The organism is Pannonibacter phragmitetus (assembly GCF_050510895.1).
Classification (GTDB): Bacteria; Pseudomonadota; Alphaproteobacteria; order Rhizobiales; family Stappiaceae; genus Pannonibacter; species Pannonibacter phragmitetus_B.
In genome coordinates this window covers 3,174,726-3,189,143 of record NZ_JBNINT010000001.1, presented here as the reverse complement: position 1 = coordinate 3,189,143, position 14,418 = coordinate 3,174,726, and the positions used below count along the sequence as shown (strand labels likewise).

Here is a 14,418-nt window from a genome sequence, read left to right as displayed (position 1 = left end):
ATATGAAACAGCTGGGGTTGGGCAATGCGACGGGATTGGCCGGGGAACGATGGCACTCGCACTGGGCAAGGCGTGGAAGCGGCGAACGGGCCAGCGGTTTGGACTGCGAATGCGGTTCACACTGTTCGTGGTGGTGCTGTTCGCATGCCTGACGGCAATTACATTGGTGACAGCCAGTGTTCTTGACTATCAGGATGAGCAGACGAAGTCCGTTGCTCATGTCCACTCGATCGGGGCTACCGTCAGCCAGCTTGCGGTGCCGCAACTGGCGAACCACCATTATCTTATCCTTTCCCAGGAGCTTGAAAGCATCGCGGCCAGTGGTCTGGTGCAGCAGGCCTATGTCTGGGACCCGCGCCGGACGATCCTGGTCGATTCTGATCCTGCGACCGGCATTTTCGACCAGCAGGAGATCAATCCGCTTCTGCTGAAGGCCTATTCCGCCAAGGAAGATCAGATACTGGTCGAGACCGGGCGCATCTCGGTTGCCATGCCGGTCTGGTCCGCCGATGGCGGAACGGTGGCGGGTGCCGTTCTGGTTTCGGTGGAAAGGACGGCCATTTCCAGTCAGTTGCACAGCATTTGGCTGCGCAATGCCGTTGTCGCCCTTTGTCTGCTGGCTGTTGCCGTGCCTTTGCTGCTGCACTTCGGGAACGGTTTTCTGAAACCGATCAAGCGTCTCACGTCCATTGCCCATCAGGTGAGTGCCGGGGAATTCGATGTGAAATTCCCTGTCGAGCGGACTGACGAGATCGGCGTTCTGGCGCGTGCTTACAGGGACATGGTAAGTGAGATCAGCTCCAACATGGAGCAGATCAACAAGCTGGCTTTCACCGATTCCGTGACGGGCCTGCCCAATCGCGAAGCTTTCCGCCAGCATTTCGCCCGCTACATGCGGCAGACCGATGGCAGTCCGAGGCCGCTGACGGTGATGTTTATCGACCTTGACCGGTTCAAGCGCATCAATGACAGCTACGGTCACGAATGCGGCGACATTCTCCTGCGCGAAGTGGCATCCCGCTTTGAAACGGTTCTGCAGACATTCGGGCGTTCCGAGACCGGGTTCACGGCCGGTTACGGCATGCAGATCCGCTATCTGGCGCGCCTGGGCGGCGACGAGTTTGCCCTGATCTATCCCGCCGGAGAGGACAGGCGGGAGGAAATTCTGGCGCTTGCAGGTGAAATCCTGAAGGCCGTGGAAGAACCTTGCGATGTCAACGGGTTGCAACTGTCCATCGGCGCGAGCATCGGAATCGCAAACTTCCCCTCCAATGGACGGGACTTCAGCGCCATTCTGAAGAACGCCGACATAGCGATGTATGCCGCGAAGAACTCCGGCGGCAACAGCTGCTTCACCTTCGGCCAGATTGCCGCAGATGTGCGGGCGCAGGAGCGGCTCGCTCTGGAAGCCGAATTGCCTATGGCGCTCGCGGCCGGTCATATCTCTGTGTTCTTCCAGCCGAAGGTCTCTGCGGCGACCGGCGAAGTGACGGGAGCGGAAGCTCTAGCACGCTGGCTTCATCCGGAGCGCGGGCTTCTGACACCTGCCACTTTCATTGCCATCGCCGAGGAGACTGGGTTGATCCTGCGCCTTGGGGACAGGGTTCTGGAGCTTGCCTGCCGTCAGGGGCGGGAGTGGCTTGATCAGGGCAAAGGGCTCTCCCTGGCGGTCAATGTCTCGATGCGTCAGCTGGAATGGCCGGAGTTCCCCTCGCGCGTGCTGGAAATTCTGGACCGGACGGGCTTCCCGCCTTCGCTTCTGGAGCTGGAAGTCACGGAGAGCGTGGCCATGGCCGACCCGGAGCGGGTGCGGAGTGCGACAGAGCGCCTGCGCGTGGCCGGGATCCGCTTTGCCATTGATGATTTCGGAACTGGCTATTCCAGCCTTGCCCATCTTCAACGGATGCACTTCGATACATTCAAGATCGACCGTTCCTTCGTGGCCGGGCTTGGTGAGGACAAGAGCAACCGAGCCATCGTCCAGACAATTCTCGCCATGGCGCAGAGCCTTGACTATGACGTGGTGGCCGAAGGGGTTGAGACCGAGTTCCAGCTCGACTTCCTGCGCCTGTCTGGCTGCAAGACGGTGCAGGGCTATCTGCTGGGCAAGCCGATGGCGGCGGGCACGTTCATGGAGTGGCGGGCCGCGCACGAAGGCAAGAACTGTGAAGACCTGCGGGCCATCGCCTTGTCTTCCGATGTGTTGATGGAGAACGCCGGCGGGGCAGCCATTCACGCTGCCTGACCGATGCCGCTTCTCATGGCGCGGAAGCGAGGCCCCGCTTGCTGACGCTTTGCCGGAAGCTGCGAGCGCTGGTGCTGGCCAGAAGGATCACCGGGACAAGCCCCGTCAAGACGATTGCCAGAGCCGGCAGGGCCGCCTCCTCGAAGGCCTCGCGTGATGCTGCTTCATAGACGCTCGTCGCCAGGGTGTTGAAGTTGAAAGGCCGCAGCAGGATCGTCGCAGGCAATTCCTTCATGCAGTCAACAAAGGTGATGAGCAGCGCGGACAGCAGTACCGGGCGCAGCAGGGGCATGTGCACCTCGCCCAGAATGCGCGTTGACCCACGCCCGAGTGTGCGGGCTGCCATGTCGAGGTTTGGCGAGATCTTGCCGAAGCCGCCTTCTATCTGCCCATGCGCCACTGCAAGAAAACGGCAGAGATAGGCATAAACCAGCGCGGTCCCAGACCCGATCAACAGCAGACCGGTACCGAAACCGAACATTTGCTTCATCATCGCGTCGATGGTGTTGTCGAGGCTGGCGAGTGGAATGAGAATGCCAACGGCAAGCACGGTTCCTGGCACGGCATAGCCGATCGAGGCAATGCGCCCGCTCATATACAGCAGCTTCGATTTGTGCAGCCTTGCTGCATAGACAAGCGTGATGGCAAGGCCGGTGATGAGGCTGGAAGCAATGAGCGCCATCATCACGCTGTTGCGCACCGACAGCAGGAAGGCGGGATCGTATATCTGCTCAAGCCGGCGGAATGCCTGTCCGGCCAGCATGCTGGCGGGCACGATGAAGCCGAGCAAGACGGGAAGCGCGCAGACGGATATGGCCAGCAACGCCTTCAGTCCGCCGAGCTGGTAACGTGCCGGAGCGTGGTGCTTGCCCCGGCTGCTGTCGAAGCGCAGATGCCGCCGGGCGCGGCGCTCCAGCGCCAGCAGGACCACAACGATGATCAGCATGGCGCAGGCAAGCTGCGCGGCGCCGGCCAGGTTCGACCGGTTCAGCCAGGTCTCATAGATCGAGAAGGTCAGGGTCCGCACACCGAAGAAGGTGACGGCGCCGATGTCGTTGAGGCATTCCATCAGCGCAAGGGCGATGCCAGCGGCAATGGCCGGGCGTGACAGCGGCAGGGCCACGCGCAGGAAAAGCCGAAGAGGTCCGGCTCCCAGCGTCCGGCCCACATCCAGCGCACTGGCGGATTGCAGCAGGAAGCTCGCCCGTGCCGAGAGATAGACATAAGGGTAGAGAACGGCGCTCATCACGAAGATGGCGCCGCCGAGCGACCGGATCTCGGGGAACCAGTAGTCCCGCGCTGTGCGGAAGCCGAAGATGGCTCGGACCGCACTCTGCACGGGGCCGGAGTAGGCCATCACGTCCACATAGGCAAAGGCGATGATGTAAGTCGGCACGGCCAGCGGGATCAGCAGCGCCCAGTCAAACAGCCGCCGTCCGGGAAAGCGGCACATGGTGACAAGCCATGCGGTGACGACACCTGTCATTCCGGTCAGGATGCCGACGCCCAGAAGCAGCAGTGCGGTCGTTTGCAGGGCGCGCGGCAGGACAGTGGAGATCAGATGACCCCAGTTGCCACCGGAGGACTCCAGCGCCATCAGGAACAGCGCCGCGACAGGCATGAGGATCAGGACAGCGGAAAGAATGGCTGAGATCAGCCAGATCCGGTCTTTTCTTGGGGCTGCGTTCATGCGCGCTCTTGTCGTGGCTCTTCTGGATGGACCGGCATCTTCACCCTGCGTCATAGCACATCACAGGACGGCAAATGCAAGCAGGGTGCCGGAAATAATCTTCCGGCACCCCATTTGATCAGCCCAGATCAGGCGGTCAGGACTGCGGGCCTTCGTCGAAGGCAACCTTGTCGACCAGCTCGCTGGCTTCCTTGCGGAACTTTGCCACTTCCGAGAGCGGCAGGCTGTCAGCCTTCAGTTCGCCCCAGGACTTGACCAGATCGGACGGCTCCACACCCGGCGTCACCGGATATTCGAAGTTCGCCTCGGCGTAGATCTTCTGGGCCTTGGCGGTCGTCAGGAATTCGATCAGCTTGACGGCATTGTCCTTGTTCGGAGCGTTCTTGGCGAGCACAACGCCGGAAATGTTGACGTGAGTTCCGCGGTCGTCAGCGTTCGGGAACAGGATCTTGGCAGAAGCTGCCCATTCCTTCTGTTCCGGCTCCTTCTCGTTGGTCATCATGGCACCCATGTAATAGGTGTTGCCAAGCGCCAGATCGCACTCGCCGTTCATGATGCCCTGAACCTGGGAGCGGTCGTTGCCGGAGGGCTTGCGGGCGAGATTATCGCGCAGGCCAACGAGCCACTTCTCGGCCTCCTCGGAGCCCTTGTTGGCAATCATCGAGGCGACGAGGCCGATGGTGTAGACGTGCTGGCCCGAACGGGTGCAGATCTTGCCCTTCCACTTCGGGTCGGCCAGTTCCTCGTAGGTGATCGTGTCCTGTGCGACGCGGTCCTTCGAAGCGTAAATGACACGGGCGCGTGACGTCAGGCCGATCCAGTTGCCTTCCGGATCACGGAACGCAGCCGGGATGTCATTGGCAACCACTTCCGAAACGACCGGCTGTGTAATGCCGGCCTGCTTTGCGCCATCAAGGCGGCCAATGTCCACGGTCAGCAGCACGTCGGCAGGGAGTTTGCACCCTCAGCCGCAATGCGCTCCTCAAGGCCTTCGCTGGCGAAAATCACGTTGGTCTTGATGCCGGTTTCTGCCGTAAAGGCATCGAGCAGCGGCTGAATAAGCGTAGGCTGGCGATAGGAGTAGATGTTCACCTCGCCATCAGCGACAGCAGCCGTGGAAGCGGTTGCAGCAAGAAGTGCTGCCAGCAGGCTGGTGCGGGCAAGGGAGTTCATCTTCGTCAGTCTCATTTCAATCCTCCGGTCAGCGGAAAGGACATTCCGCATAACTTGCCTCAGGCGGCCACCTGAGGCGCGCGAAATATGAGTTTTAAGTTCCGGTATGTCAACAAAGGCGTTAAATCAATAAGTTAGAATGATTCTAAAAGATGACTTGATAACTCCCCTTTTGCGTTCGGGAGGAAGAGCGTCTTTGCTGCGCGCCCGTCTTGAGATCATCAGGAAAGGTGCTGCCTCAGCCATCCGGGAAGCTCTGTAACCTGCGGAAAATGCTGATGCCGCTGCGAAATACGCAGCCTCGGCCAACGCATGCAAAGCCAGACATTCTGGCGGCAACGGGTATCTGATGCGGCAGCGTTTGATGCAGATATCACGCCGGATCACGAAGCCGTGATAAAGAAAAGCCCCAGATGCAGTGCATCCAGGGCTCACGTTCAGCGGGGCCGAAAAGTTTCCGGCCCGAGTGGAAGGCCGCCTTAGGCTGCCTTCAGATCCTTGAAGGACTTCTCGACAGCTTCCTTGACCGGCGCGGTGACGTCGGTGGTCAGCTTGGTCGCCAGTTCCTGCATGTCCTTGGCCTGTGCGCTCAGCGTGTCGAACTGCTGGCGGGCGAAAGTGGACTGCAGCTCGATGGCTTCGGCAACGGTCTTCACCGACATCAGGTCCTTGATGAAGGAGAAGGTGGCGTCGGTGTTGGTCTTGGCTGCGTCGAGAGCCTTCATGTTGAACTCGACAACGCCCTGACGGGAGGTCTCGAAGGTGTCTTCGAGCAGGTCAGTCGCCTCTTCGGCAGCGGACTTCACCTTGGTGTAGGCGTCGCGGGCCTGTTCGATACCTTTTTCGGTCATTTCACGGACCATGGCGGGAACTTCGATCTTGGGCATAGCAAAAGCCTCGAATTCAGCAAAGGGGAAGCGGCAGTGGCCGGCTTGGTGGTCTTGGTGGCACGCGCCTTCGGCGCAGCCTTGGCCGGGGTCTCCGGCGTCATCATTTCGCTCATGTGTCATCTCCTGCTTGGGCCGGAGTCGATCACGTGACAATCGCACCCGGCATGAGGGCGGCAGGCCCGTATGGCCCCGTCCTCGTCATCCGCATGCTTAATATAGGTGAGGTTTTGCTGCATTGCAATATTATTTTGCACTGCACAAAAATACAGTAAGCCCAAGCGTCTCCTGCATCGCTGCAAGAGCTGGCATGGGATCTTCTGTGCAAGGAACCCGGCAAGAGCCAAACAGTTCCGCAGCGGGAGCGCCCGAGCCTTCAATCCGGCAGCCGGCTGGCTACGTGCTGAGAGGCGCGGGCGGTGTCTTTGTTATTCCTTGACGGCCTTGGCGGCGTCCTGAGCCGCGCGGGTGGCGGTGTCGCTGAGGTCACGCGCCTGTTCGCCAAGCTGTTCCATCTGGCGGCGCAGATAGTCCTGCTGCAGCTTCATCATTTCTTCCGCGTCCTTGGCCCGCACCATCTGCTGGGCGAAGCGGAAGGCCGCATCCACGTGCTCTTCGGCGTAGCTGAGGGTCTTGCGGTTGATGTCGGATGCGCCGGACTGCACCACGGTGGCAGAGCCCTCAACGTTCGAAACCGTCTTGTGGGTCAGGGAGATGAAGTCGTCAAAGGCCTTGCGGGCCTGATCAACGCTCTTCTCGGCAAAGTCGCGCATCTGATCGGGAATCTCGAACGTGTTCTTGTCCGCAGCCATGTGGTATCACTCCCCTGTGTTTCACTCGGCGGGGCGCAAGTGCCTGATGCCGCAGTGCCGCAACTCCGTAAGGGCTGCGACCCGATTTCTAGCTGCACTGCACATTGTCCCCGTGGAGGGATCAAAACACGCTGGGGCGGCGTTAGGCAAGTCTCGCGTCCCATGGGTTTGAAAAATACGGAACTTCCCGCATGGCGTGTGGCGCCTTCTCTCCTGCGTGGCAAGGCCGCCAGCCGGAAGAGTCAAATTGGCGTAGTGCTGTTATGGTCTTGTTTACCCTGAGATAACAAGGCCGTGGACGCAGCAGGATGACGCCTTGGGATTAACCACAAGGCAAGGCCGTTCCTGCGATGGGGGCTCTGGCGTGGACGCTGGCAGGCTTTGACGGTATTTAACTAGATATTTACCGAAAGGCTCCGGTTGGCCGCGCACATTGTTGCTGGCCTGAGACCAACCGGTTCGCAGGTTCCTTTCCGGCGTAGTGGAGTTGACCCATGGACGAGCACCTGACGACCTTTCTGGAGCTCGGCAGCCTGGCGCAGGTGGCGCGGCTGACCGGTTCCGGCCGTCCGGCCTGGATCTGGAACGGAACTGCGGACAGCATTCTGTGGGCCAATGCCGCAGGCGCGGCCTTTTTCGATGCCGCATCGGCCGAGGAACTGGCGCTGGTGCCGGGGCTGGAGCGGGCGCAGGCCCGCCCGCATCTGGCGCGGATCGCGGCTGAAGGCCCTGCCGGCAAGCCGGTGCTGGAGCGGCTGCGCTTCTACAAGGGTCTGCGCGCCATTCAGCTGACCTGCCAATGTCAGCGGCTGGAACTGCCGGATGGCAGCCACGGCGCTCTGATTGCGGCTGTAGATGGGGCAGAGGCGCCGGGCGATGCGCTGGCGGCCTATGTCAGCCTGCTGCAGGGGCCTGAGCACAGCGCCTTCATGCTGGACGCGAACGGGCTCGTCCTGGCTGCTGCCGGGGTGCTTGGCACGCGGCTGACGGTCGGAGAGGCCGCCGGTTTCGAGCCGGACACCGGCACCCTGATGATTGGGGGCTTTTCACGATGCCCTGCGCCTGTCGCTTGCCGATGGCCGCAGCCTGATGCTGGTCGATGATCAGCCGCTGGAACTCGACGCCCCGGATGAGGTGGAGACAGAAGCTGCCGCCAGTGAAGCTGCAGGAGCTGATGCCGTTGAACTGACAGCAGAAGAAGACATTCAAGGCGGGGAGGCCGCGTTGGCTGAGGCCGCAGATGTTGCGGCCCCTCAACCCGTTGAAGCGCCTGTTTCCGATGAACCCGTCAGGGAAGCTGTTGATGTGCCCGTAGAAGATGCCCGGGCATCGGAAACGCCCGCACGTTTCGAGCCTCGGGAGCGCTCCGTCCGCTTTGCCTGGAAGATGGATGTGGACCAGCGCTTCACTTTCGTCTCGCCGGAATTTACCGATGCGCTTGGCCCGGATGCAGGGGCCATCACGGGCATGACCTGGAACGAGGTGGCCGAACGCTTTGGCCTTGATCCACGCGGCAGCATTGCCCGTGCCCTTCAGCGCCGCGACACCTGGAGTGGCAAGACGCTGGACTGGCCCGTCGATGGCGGGCGTCTGGTTGTACCAGTGGACATGGCTGCGCTGCCTGCCTTCGACCGCCGCCGCGTCTTTGAAGGCTATCGTGGCTTTGGTGTGGTGCGCCTTGGCGACGCGGAACCTCAGGCGGGAGCGATGGCGCAGGCCATGCCGCTGGCAACAGAACCTGCCGGAACCGCTGAAAGCCCGGAACCAGAAAGCCCGGAACCTGTAAGCGCGGCGCCTATCACCGGAGAGGTTTTCACCGCAGAATCCGCTGTCGAGACGGCGCCTGTTGTCGAAGCGGCGTCTGCGGCCGAGCCTGTCGAGGCTTTGCCGGATACCATTCTGGCGCCGGAGCCGGAACTGGCTGAGACGGTTGTCTCTGGTGTTGAGGCCGGGGCTGAAGATGCCGCTCCCGTTGAGGAGGAGGCCGTAGAGCCCGAGCCTGAAGCTCAGTCCGTATCTGAGGCCGTTTCCGGCACTGAGGAACTGGTGCCAGAGAGTGATCACGCCGAAGAGGATGAAGCTCCGGCAGAGAATGCACATCCGCAGGCCATGGCGCCCGTATCCCCGGCACGCAGCTGGATCGAGGATATCAAGGCGACGACGGCGGCCCGCAAGTCCGACGCGCCGCGCGAAGCAGATCTTTTTGGCGAGGCGCCGAAGGTTGGCATCACCGGTGATCAACCGTTAAAGCCTAAGGAAATCGAGAAGGCAGTGCGTACGCTCGCCCGCGAGTTCGATGCTGCTGTCGAGCGCCGGGCTGCGGCACGTGAAGCCGCCAATGCGGCCGCCAGCGCGGAGCCGCGCGCCTACCGTCAGAGGGCTGAGGAGACTGTTGCGGAAGAACCGGCCGTAGAGGCCGTGCCAGAGCAGGAAGCCGTCCTGCCGCACGACGCGACGGCGCAGGACGCAGCTTCAGATGCTGTGGCTCTGTCCGGTCCGGGGGCGAAGCGGCTGAAGGCGCTGAAGACGTGATCCTCTCTGAGGTGGATGATGAGGCGGAAGCGGCTTTTGAAAGCGAAGCTGCCGAAGGTCAGGACGAACCTGTCATTCATGAGAACGCTGCCCTCCGGCAGGAAGAAGCTCCGCAACTGCAGGCTGACGAGGCCGGTGGCGGGGATGCCGGTGACGTAGCCGAGGCCGCCCCGGCGGCGGATGACTTTGCAGCGCTGGAAGAGGCGATGCAGATTGCCACCGCAGAGCCGGAAGCACTGCCGGAACCGGACGCAGAGCCGGAATCCGAAGTGGCTGCCGTTGCCGAGCCTCAGCCTGCGTCCGAGCCCGCCGCCCAGCCGCGCCCGGACAGCCGCGTTGTGCCTTTCACCGGCAAGCCCACCCGCGTGGTGCCGGTCGATGCCTCACGCCTGACCAAGCCGGAGCGCGCTGCCTTCCGCAAGATCGCCGAAGCGCTTGGCGCGCGGCTGGAAGGCGACTTTGGTCTTGACGACGATACGGAAGAGGAAATCGCCGAAGCCGCAGCGAGGATGCGCCCGGTGGCGCCGCCTGCTGCACCGGTTGATCCGCGCCTTCTCGACCGGTTGCCCATCGGCATTGCCATCGTGCGCGACCGTGAGGTGCTCTACACCAACGAGACGCTGCTGGCGCTGCTCGGCTACCCCAATCTGGAAGCTTTGGACGAGGCAGGCGGCTTCGAGGCACTGTTTGCAGGCCCCGATCATCTGCCGGGCGACCGGCTGGAAGGCACGCTGGACGAGACCATGAAGCTGCGGCTGGCCGATGGCCGCCTCAAGCCGGTCTTTGCCCGCATGCACACGGTGCCGTGGAACGGCGGGCGCGGGCTGATGGTTTCCATCATCGAATGCCGTCAGCCGCCGGCAAGTGAGGTCGCACCGGCACCGGTTGCTGCGGCTGCCGCCCAGCCCTCGGCCATTCCGGCGCAGGTGGAGCGGGAACTTGCCCGCGCCCGTGAGCAGATTGCCGAAATGGACACGATCCTTGAGACGGCAACCGACGGCGTTTTGCTGCTGGACCGGTTCGGCACGATCCTCAAGGCCAATGGTTCGGCCGAGGCGCTGTTCGGCGCCTCCCGCGTGGATATCACCGGTGCTCCGCTGACCGAGTTCCTTGCCCCGGAAAGCCACCGCTCGGCGTTGGATTATCTCGACGGCCTTTCCCGCAACGGCGTTGCCAGCGTGCTCAACGATGGGCGCGAGGTGATTGGCCGGGTGTCTTCCGGCGGGCTCATTCCGCTGTTCATGACCATGGGCCGGCTGGGGCAGGGCAACGATACGCTGAAGTTCTGCGCTGTGCTGCGCGACATTACCCAGTGGAAGGCGGCTGAGGAAGAACTGACCAAGGCCAAGCGCCAGGCGGAAACTGCCAGCTCACAGAAGTCGGACTTCCTGGCCAAGATCAGCCATGAGATCCGCACTCCGCTCAATGCCATCATCGGCTTCTCGGAAGTGATGATGGAGGAGCGTTTCGGCGCCATCGGCAACGAGCGCTACAAGGAATATCTGAAGGACATCCGCACGTCCGGCTCGCACATCATGAGCCTGATCAACGATCTTCTCGACCTGTCGAAGATCGAGGCAGGCAAGATGGACCTGACCTTTGCCGCCGTCTCCGTCAACGAGATCGTGCGCGAATGCGTCGCCCTGATGCAGCCGCAGGCGAACCGGGAGCGGGTGATCATCCGCGCCAGCCTGCCGGGCACCGTGCCCAATGTGGTGGCGGACCTGCGTTCGCTGCGCCAGATCGTGCTGAACCTTCTGTCCAACGCGATCAAGTTCAACCGCTCCGGTGGGCAGGTGATCGTGTCTTCGGCGCTGGAGCCCACGGGCGAAGTTGCGCTGCGGGTGCGCGATACTGGCACCGGCATGAATGCCAAGGATCTGGCCGCCGCGCTGGAGCCCTTCCGCCAGCTTCACACCGCCCGTCCTGGCAGCGGCACCGGCCTTGGTCTGCCCCTGACCAAGGCGCTGGTGGAAGCCAACCGCGCCGCTTTCCGCATCGACAGCGTGCCTGATCAGGGCACGCTGGTGGAAATCATCTTTCCGCCCCAGCGCGTGCTGGCGGAATGAGCTGAGAGCAGGCCGCAAGTCTGCGGCTTGTCCGGCTTGCCCACAGGGCAGGCGGCTCGATGTTGATGACACTGCTTTTTGCTTGCCGCCGCAGGAAAGCTCGATTAGAAGACCGCTTGCAAAGACGGACCGCAGCGCTGACGGTCCGCGCCGTTGTTTTGCTGGCCAAGGGCCTCGAACTTGCGGAAGCGCTGATGCGGGAGGCTTGCCCTCTCAGCCCGTGCAGACGTAGCTCAGTTGGTTAGAGCGTCGGATTGTGGCTCCGAAGGTCGGTGGTTCGAATCCACCCGTCTGTACCATTTCTCTTCCACAAATGATGTGTGTGAAGCGCCGTTGCGGCCGCGTTACGCCTTTGCGCTTCGCAACAACCTGACCGCTCTGGGAGTGAGTGGTTTCCGGATCTCCGCTTCGCTGCGTCCGGGACGACGGCCTGAAGGTTCTCTCGCACAACAAAAAACGCCGCAGGGGTGAGCTGCGGCGTTTGATCTGGCATCTGCGAAGCCTCAGGCTTCCAGGATTTCCGTGGCCTCGATCTTGATGTCGAAGCCTTCAAGGCCGACGTAGTGGCGCTCGCGGGAGGAGAGGAGGCGGATGGAGGTGACGCCGAGGTCCTTGAGGATCTGTGCGCCAATGCCAACCTCGCGCCACTGCTCCTGCCGTGCCTGCGCCGAACCGTGCTCTTCCGTCTCTGCGGCTTCCAGATCCGTGCGCTGGCGGCGGGACTGCCGGGCAACGCCCACGGAGCCTTCGCGCAGGAACACGATCACGCCGCGTCCGCGGTCCGCAAAGCTCTTCATCACCGCATCAAGCGGCTGGGTTGCACCGAACACATCGTCCAGCACCGATTCCAGCTGCAGGCGCACCGGCACGCTGCGCCCGTCGAGAATGTCGCCATAAACGATGGCGACGTGGTGCATCGGGTCGTAGGGCGTTGAATAGGTGACGGCATAGGCCGGACCTGCCACGGTCTGGATCGGTTGCTCGTTGACGCGTTCGATCAGCTTTTCCGTACGCTGGCGCCATGCGATGAGGTCGGACACGGACACCATCTTGAGGTCGTGCTCGGCAGCAAATTCGGCCACCTGCGCGCCGCGCTTCACTGTGCCGTCGTCGTTGACCAGTTCCGAGATGACGCCCACCTGCTCCAGCCCGGCAAGGCGGCACAGGTCTACGGCGGCTTCCGTATGGCCGGAGCGGATCAGGACGCCGCCTTCCTTGGCAATCAGCGGGAAGATGTGGCCCGGACGGACGAAATCGGACGGCCCCGCATTCGGGTTCGCCAGTCCGCGCACAGTGGCGCAGCGCTCATCGGCCGAAATGCCGGTGGTCAGGCCATGGCGGTAGTCGACCGAAATGGTGAAGGCTGTCGAGAGCGGTGCGTCGTTGTTCGACACCATCGGGTCAAGGCGCAGGCGCTTGGCGGCCGCCAGCGTCATCGGCGCGCAGACGATGCCGGAGGTGTGGCGCACGATGAAGGCCATCTGCTCCGGCGTCACCTTGGTGGCGGCAACGATCAGATCGCCTTCGTTTTCGCGGTCGTCATCATCGGTGACAACAACAATTTCGCCGCGCTCAAAGGCACGGATCGCTTCGGCTACACGGGCCTGGGACACGGGATGCTCCTTGGTGATGGAAAGACCGAGAAAGTCATTGGGGGTGACGCCGCCTCCGGTGGCCTCGGCAATCTTGCGTGCCATGTCACGCGATACCCAGGCGCCGGGATCGTTGCACAGAGCCGTCACCGAAGCCGGTGACAGACCAGCCCGCCGCGCAAATGCGCTGCGGCTTTCTCCGTTTGCTGCAAGCCAATGATCTAATCTCATGCGTTGACGCTAGCGCATCGCGCATTCAGCCGCAAGGAAAAGACGATCAAATTTTCAGTGAGACTGAAAGATCAGCCAACCTGCCCGCGATGGCGCAGGAAATGGTCCGCCAGCACGCAGGCCATCATGGCCTCGCCCACCGGAACCGCGCGGATGCCGACGCAAGGGTCATGGCGGCCCTTGGTCATCACATCCACTTCGTCGCCCTGCCGGGTGACAGACTGGCGCGTGGTGAGGATGGAGGAGGTGGGCTTCACCGCAAAGCGCGCCACGATCGGCTCGCCGGAAGAGATACCGCCCAGAATGCCGCCTGCGTGGTTGGAAAGAAACAGCGGGCGGGCATTGCCGGCGCGCATCTCGTCGGCGTTTTCCTCGCCTGTCAGGCCCGCGGCATCAAAGCCGTTGCCGATCTCCACGGCCTTCACCGCGTTGATGGACATGAGGGCGCTGGCGATATCCTGATCCAGCTTGCCGTAGAGCGGGGCGCCAAGGCCTGCGGGCACGCCCTCGGCCACCACTTCGATCACCGCGCCAACGGAAGAGCCCGCCTTGCGGATGCCATCGAGATAATCCGCATAGAACGCTGCCATCTTTGCATCGGGGCAGAAGAAGGGGTTGTTGTCCACTTCCGCCCAGTCCCAGGCGTTGCGGTCGATCTTGTGCGGGCCCATCTGAACCAGCGCGGCGCGGATGGTGATATTCGGAATGATCTTGCGGGCAACAGCGCCAGCGGCGACGCGCATGGCGGTTTCACGGGCTGAGGAACGTCCGCCGCCGCGATAGTCGCGGATGCCATACTTGGCGTCATAGGTGTAATCGGCGTGGCCGGGACGGTAGCGGTCCTTGATCTCGGAATAATCCTTGGAGCGCTGGTCCGTATTTTCCACGTAGAGGGAAATCGGCGTGCCGGTCGTCTTCTGCACGCCGTCCTCATCCACCATCACGCCAGAGAGGATCTTCACCTCGTCCGGCTCGCGGCGCTGGGTGGTGAAACGGTTCTGGCCAGGCTTTCGCTTGTCCATGAAGCCCTGAATGTCGGCTTCCGTCAGCGGGATCAGCGGTGGGCAGCCATCCACGACACAGCCGATCGCCGGCCCATGGCTTTCGCCCCAGGTGGTGAAACGGAAGAGGTGGCCGAAGGAATTGTGCGACATGGAAAGCCCGTGGCGGTTCGTGCTGGTTCGTAA

Annotated in this window: 9 protein-coding genes, 1 tRNA gene and 2 pseudogenes; 5 read left to right on the top strand and 7 right to left on the bottom strand. The window is 62.4% G+C overall.

Annotated features, from left to right (window positions below; translation table 11 throughout):
* Nucleotides 1-109 precede the first annotated feature (109 nt).
* On the top strand, nucleotides 110-2,245 hold the full coding sequence (locus tag ACQB61_RS15165; RefSeq protein WP_430513293.1) for a putative bifunctional diguanylate cyclase/phosphodiesterase: 2,136 nt from the start codon (nucleotides 110-112) through the stop codon (nucleotides 2,243-2,245).
* A gap of 13 nt (nucleotides 2,246-2,258) precedes the next feature.
* Here ACQB61_RS15165 and ACQB61_RS15160 read toward each other — a convergent pair whose 3' ends face one another.
* The 5 genes and pseudogenes from ACQB61_RS15160 to ACQB61_RS15140 all read right to left on the bottom strand — a co-directional run bounded on the left by ACQB61_RS15160 (nucleotide 2,259) and on the right by ACQB61_RS15140 (nucleotide 6,807).
* The gene (locus ACQB61_RS15160) at nucleotides 2,259-3,935 is read right to left on the bottom strand and encodes an ABC transporter permease (RefSeq protein ID WP_430513292.1); all 1,677 of its coding nucleotides are present in this window, start codon (nucleotides 3,933-3,935) and stop codon (nucleotides 2,259-2,261) included.
* Nucleotides 3,936-4,071: 136 nt separating this feature from the next.
* A pseudogene (locus tag ACQB61_RS15155) lies at nucleotides 4,072-5,108 on the bottom strand (Fe(3+) ABC transporter substrate-binding protein).
* Between the two features lie 479 nt (nucleotides 5,109-5,587).
* Nucleotides 5,588-5,995 carry a phasin gene (locus tag ACQB61_RS15150; RefSeq protein ID WP_430513291.1) on the bottom strand — a complete coding sequence of 136 codons (408 nt, stop codon included), beginning with the start codon at nucleotides 5,993-5,995 and terminating at the stop codon, nucleotides 5,588-5,590.
* On the bottom strand, nucleotides 5,956-6,111 hold the full coding sequence (locus ACQB61_RS15145; RefSeq protein WP_430513290.1) for a hypothetical protein: 156 nt from the start codon (nucleotides 6,109-6,111) through the stop codon (nucleotides 5,956-5,958). Before ACQB61_RS15145 ends, ACQB61_RS15150 begins: the two co-directional genes overlap by 40 nt.
* Before the next feature lie 312 nt (nucleotides 6,112-6,423).
* Nucleotides 6,424-6,807: a phasin gene (locus ACQB61_RS15140; protein ID WP_430513289.1), complete on the bottom strand. Its 384-nt coding sequence runs from the start codon at nucleotides 6,805-6,807 to the stop codon at nucleotides 6,424-6,426.
* Between the two features lie 494 nt (nucleotides 6,808-7,301).
* Between ACQB61_RS15140 and ACQB61_RS15135 the strand changes: the two genes are divergently transcribed.
* From ACQB61_RS15135 to ACQB61_RS15120, 4 genes and pseudogenes are all read left to right on the top strand, one after another.
* Nucleotides 7,302-7,910 (top strand): hypothetical protein, encoded by a 609-nt coding sequence (locus ACQB61_RS15135; protein WP_430513288.1) that lies wholly within the window; start codon nucleotides 7,302-7,304, stop codon nucleotides 7,908-7,910.
* Nucleotides 7,843-9,339 (top strand): hypothetical protein, encoded by a 1,497-nt coding sequence (locus tag ACQB61_RS15130; RefSeq protein ID WP_430513287.1) that lies wholly within the window; start codon nucleotides 7,843-7,845, stop codon nucleotides 9,337-9,339. Before ACQB61_RS15135 ends, ACQB61_RS15130 begins: the two co-directional genes overlap by 68 nt.
* A gap of 491 nt (nucleotides 9,340-9,830) precedes the next feature.
* A pseudogene (locus ACQB61_RS15125) lies at nucleotides 9,831-11,408 on the top strand (PAS domain-containing sensor histidine kinase); the annotation flags it as partial.
* A 222-nt stretch (nucleotides 11,409-11,630) separates the two neighbouring features.
* Nucleotides 11,631-11,707 (top strand) — tRNA-His (locus ACQB61_RS15120).
* Between the two features lie 204 nt (nucleotides 11,708-11,911).
* On the opposite strand, the gene ribB is transcribed toward ACQB61_RS15120, so the two are convergent.
* Together ribB and aroC are read right to left on the bottom strand one after the other, a co-directional pair.
* Nucleotides 11,912-13,231, bottom strand: a complete 1,320-nt coding sequence (ribB, locus tag ACQB61_RS15115; RefSeq protein WP_430513286.1) for a 3,4-dihydroxy-2-butanone-4-phosphate synthase — start codon at nucleotides 13,229-13,231, stop codon at nucleotides 11,912-11,914.
* A 71-nt stretch (nucleotides 13,232-13,302) separates the two neighbouring features.
* On the bottom strand, nucleotides 13,303-14,385 hold the full coding sequence (gene aroC, locus ACQB61_RS15110; RefSeq protein ID WP_430513285.1) for a chorismate synthase: 1,083 nt from the start codon (nucleotides 14,383-14,385) through the stop codon (nucleotides 13,303-13,305).
* Nucleotides 14,386-14,418: the final 33 nt, after the last annotated feature.

Coding starts and splice junctions, on each gene's coding strand:
- ACQB61_RS15165 (WP_430513293.1), top strand. CDS start 110: ATGCGGTTCACACTGTTCGTGGTGGTGCTGTTCGCATGCCTGACGGCA.
- aroC (WP_430513285.1), bottom strand. CDS start 14,385: ATGTCGCACAATTCCTTCGGCCACCTCTTCCGTTTCACCACCTGGGGC.
- ACQB61_RS15160 (WP_430513292.1), bottom strand. CDS start 3,935: ATGAACGCAGCCCCAAGAAAAGACCGGATCTGGCTGATCTCAGCCATT.
- ACQB61_RS15150 (WP_430513291.1), bottom strand. CDS start 5,995: ATGCCCAAGATCGAAGTTCCCGCCATGGTCCGTGAAATGACCGAAAAA.
- ACQB61_RS15135 (WP_430513288.1), top strand. CDS start 7,302: ATGGACGAGCACCTGACGACCTTTCTGGAGCTCGGCAGCCTGGCGCAG.
- ACQB61_RS15140 (WP_430513289.1), bottom strand. CDS start 6,807: ATGGCTGCGGACAAGAACACGTTCGAGATTCCCGATCAGATGCGCGAC.
- ACQB61_RS15145 (WP_430513290.1), bottom strand. CDS start 6,111: ATGAGCGAAATGATGACGCCGGAGACCCCGGCCAAGGCTGCGCCGAAG.
- ribB (WP_430513286.1), bottom strand. CDS start 13,231: ATGAGATTAGATCATTGGCTTGCAGCAAACGGAGAAAGCCGCAGCGCA.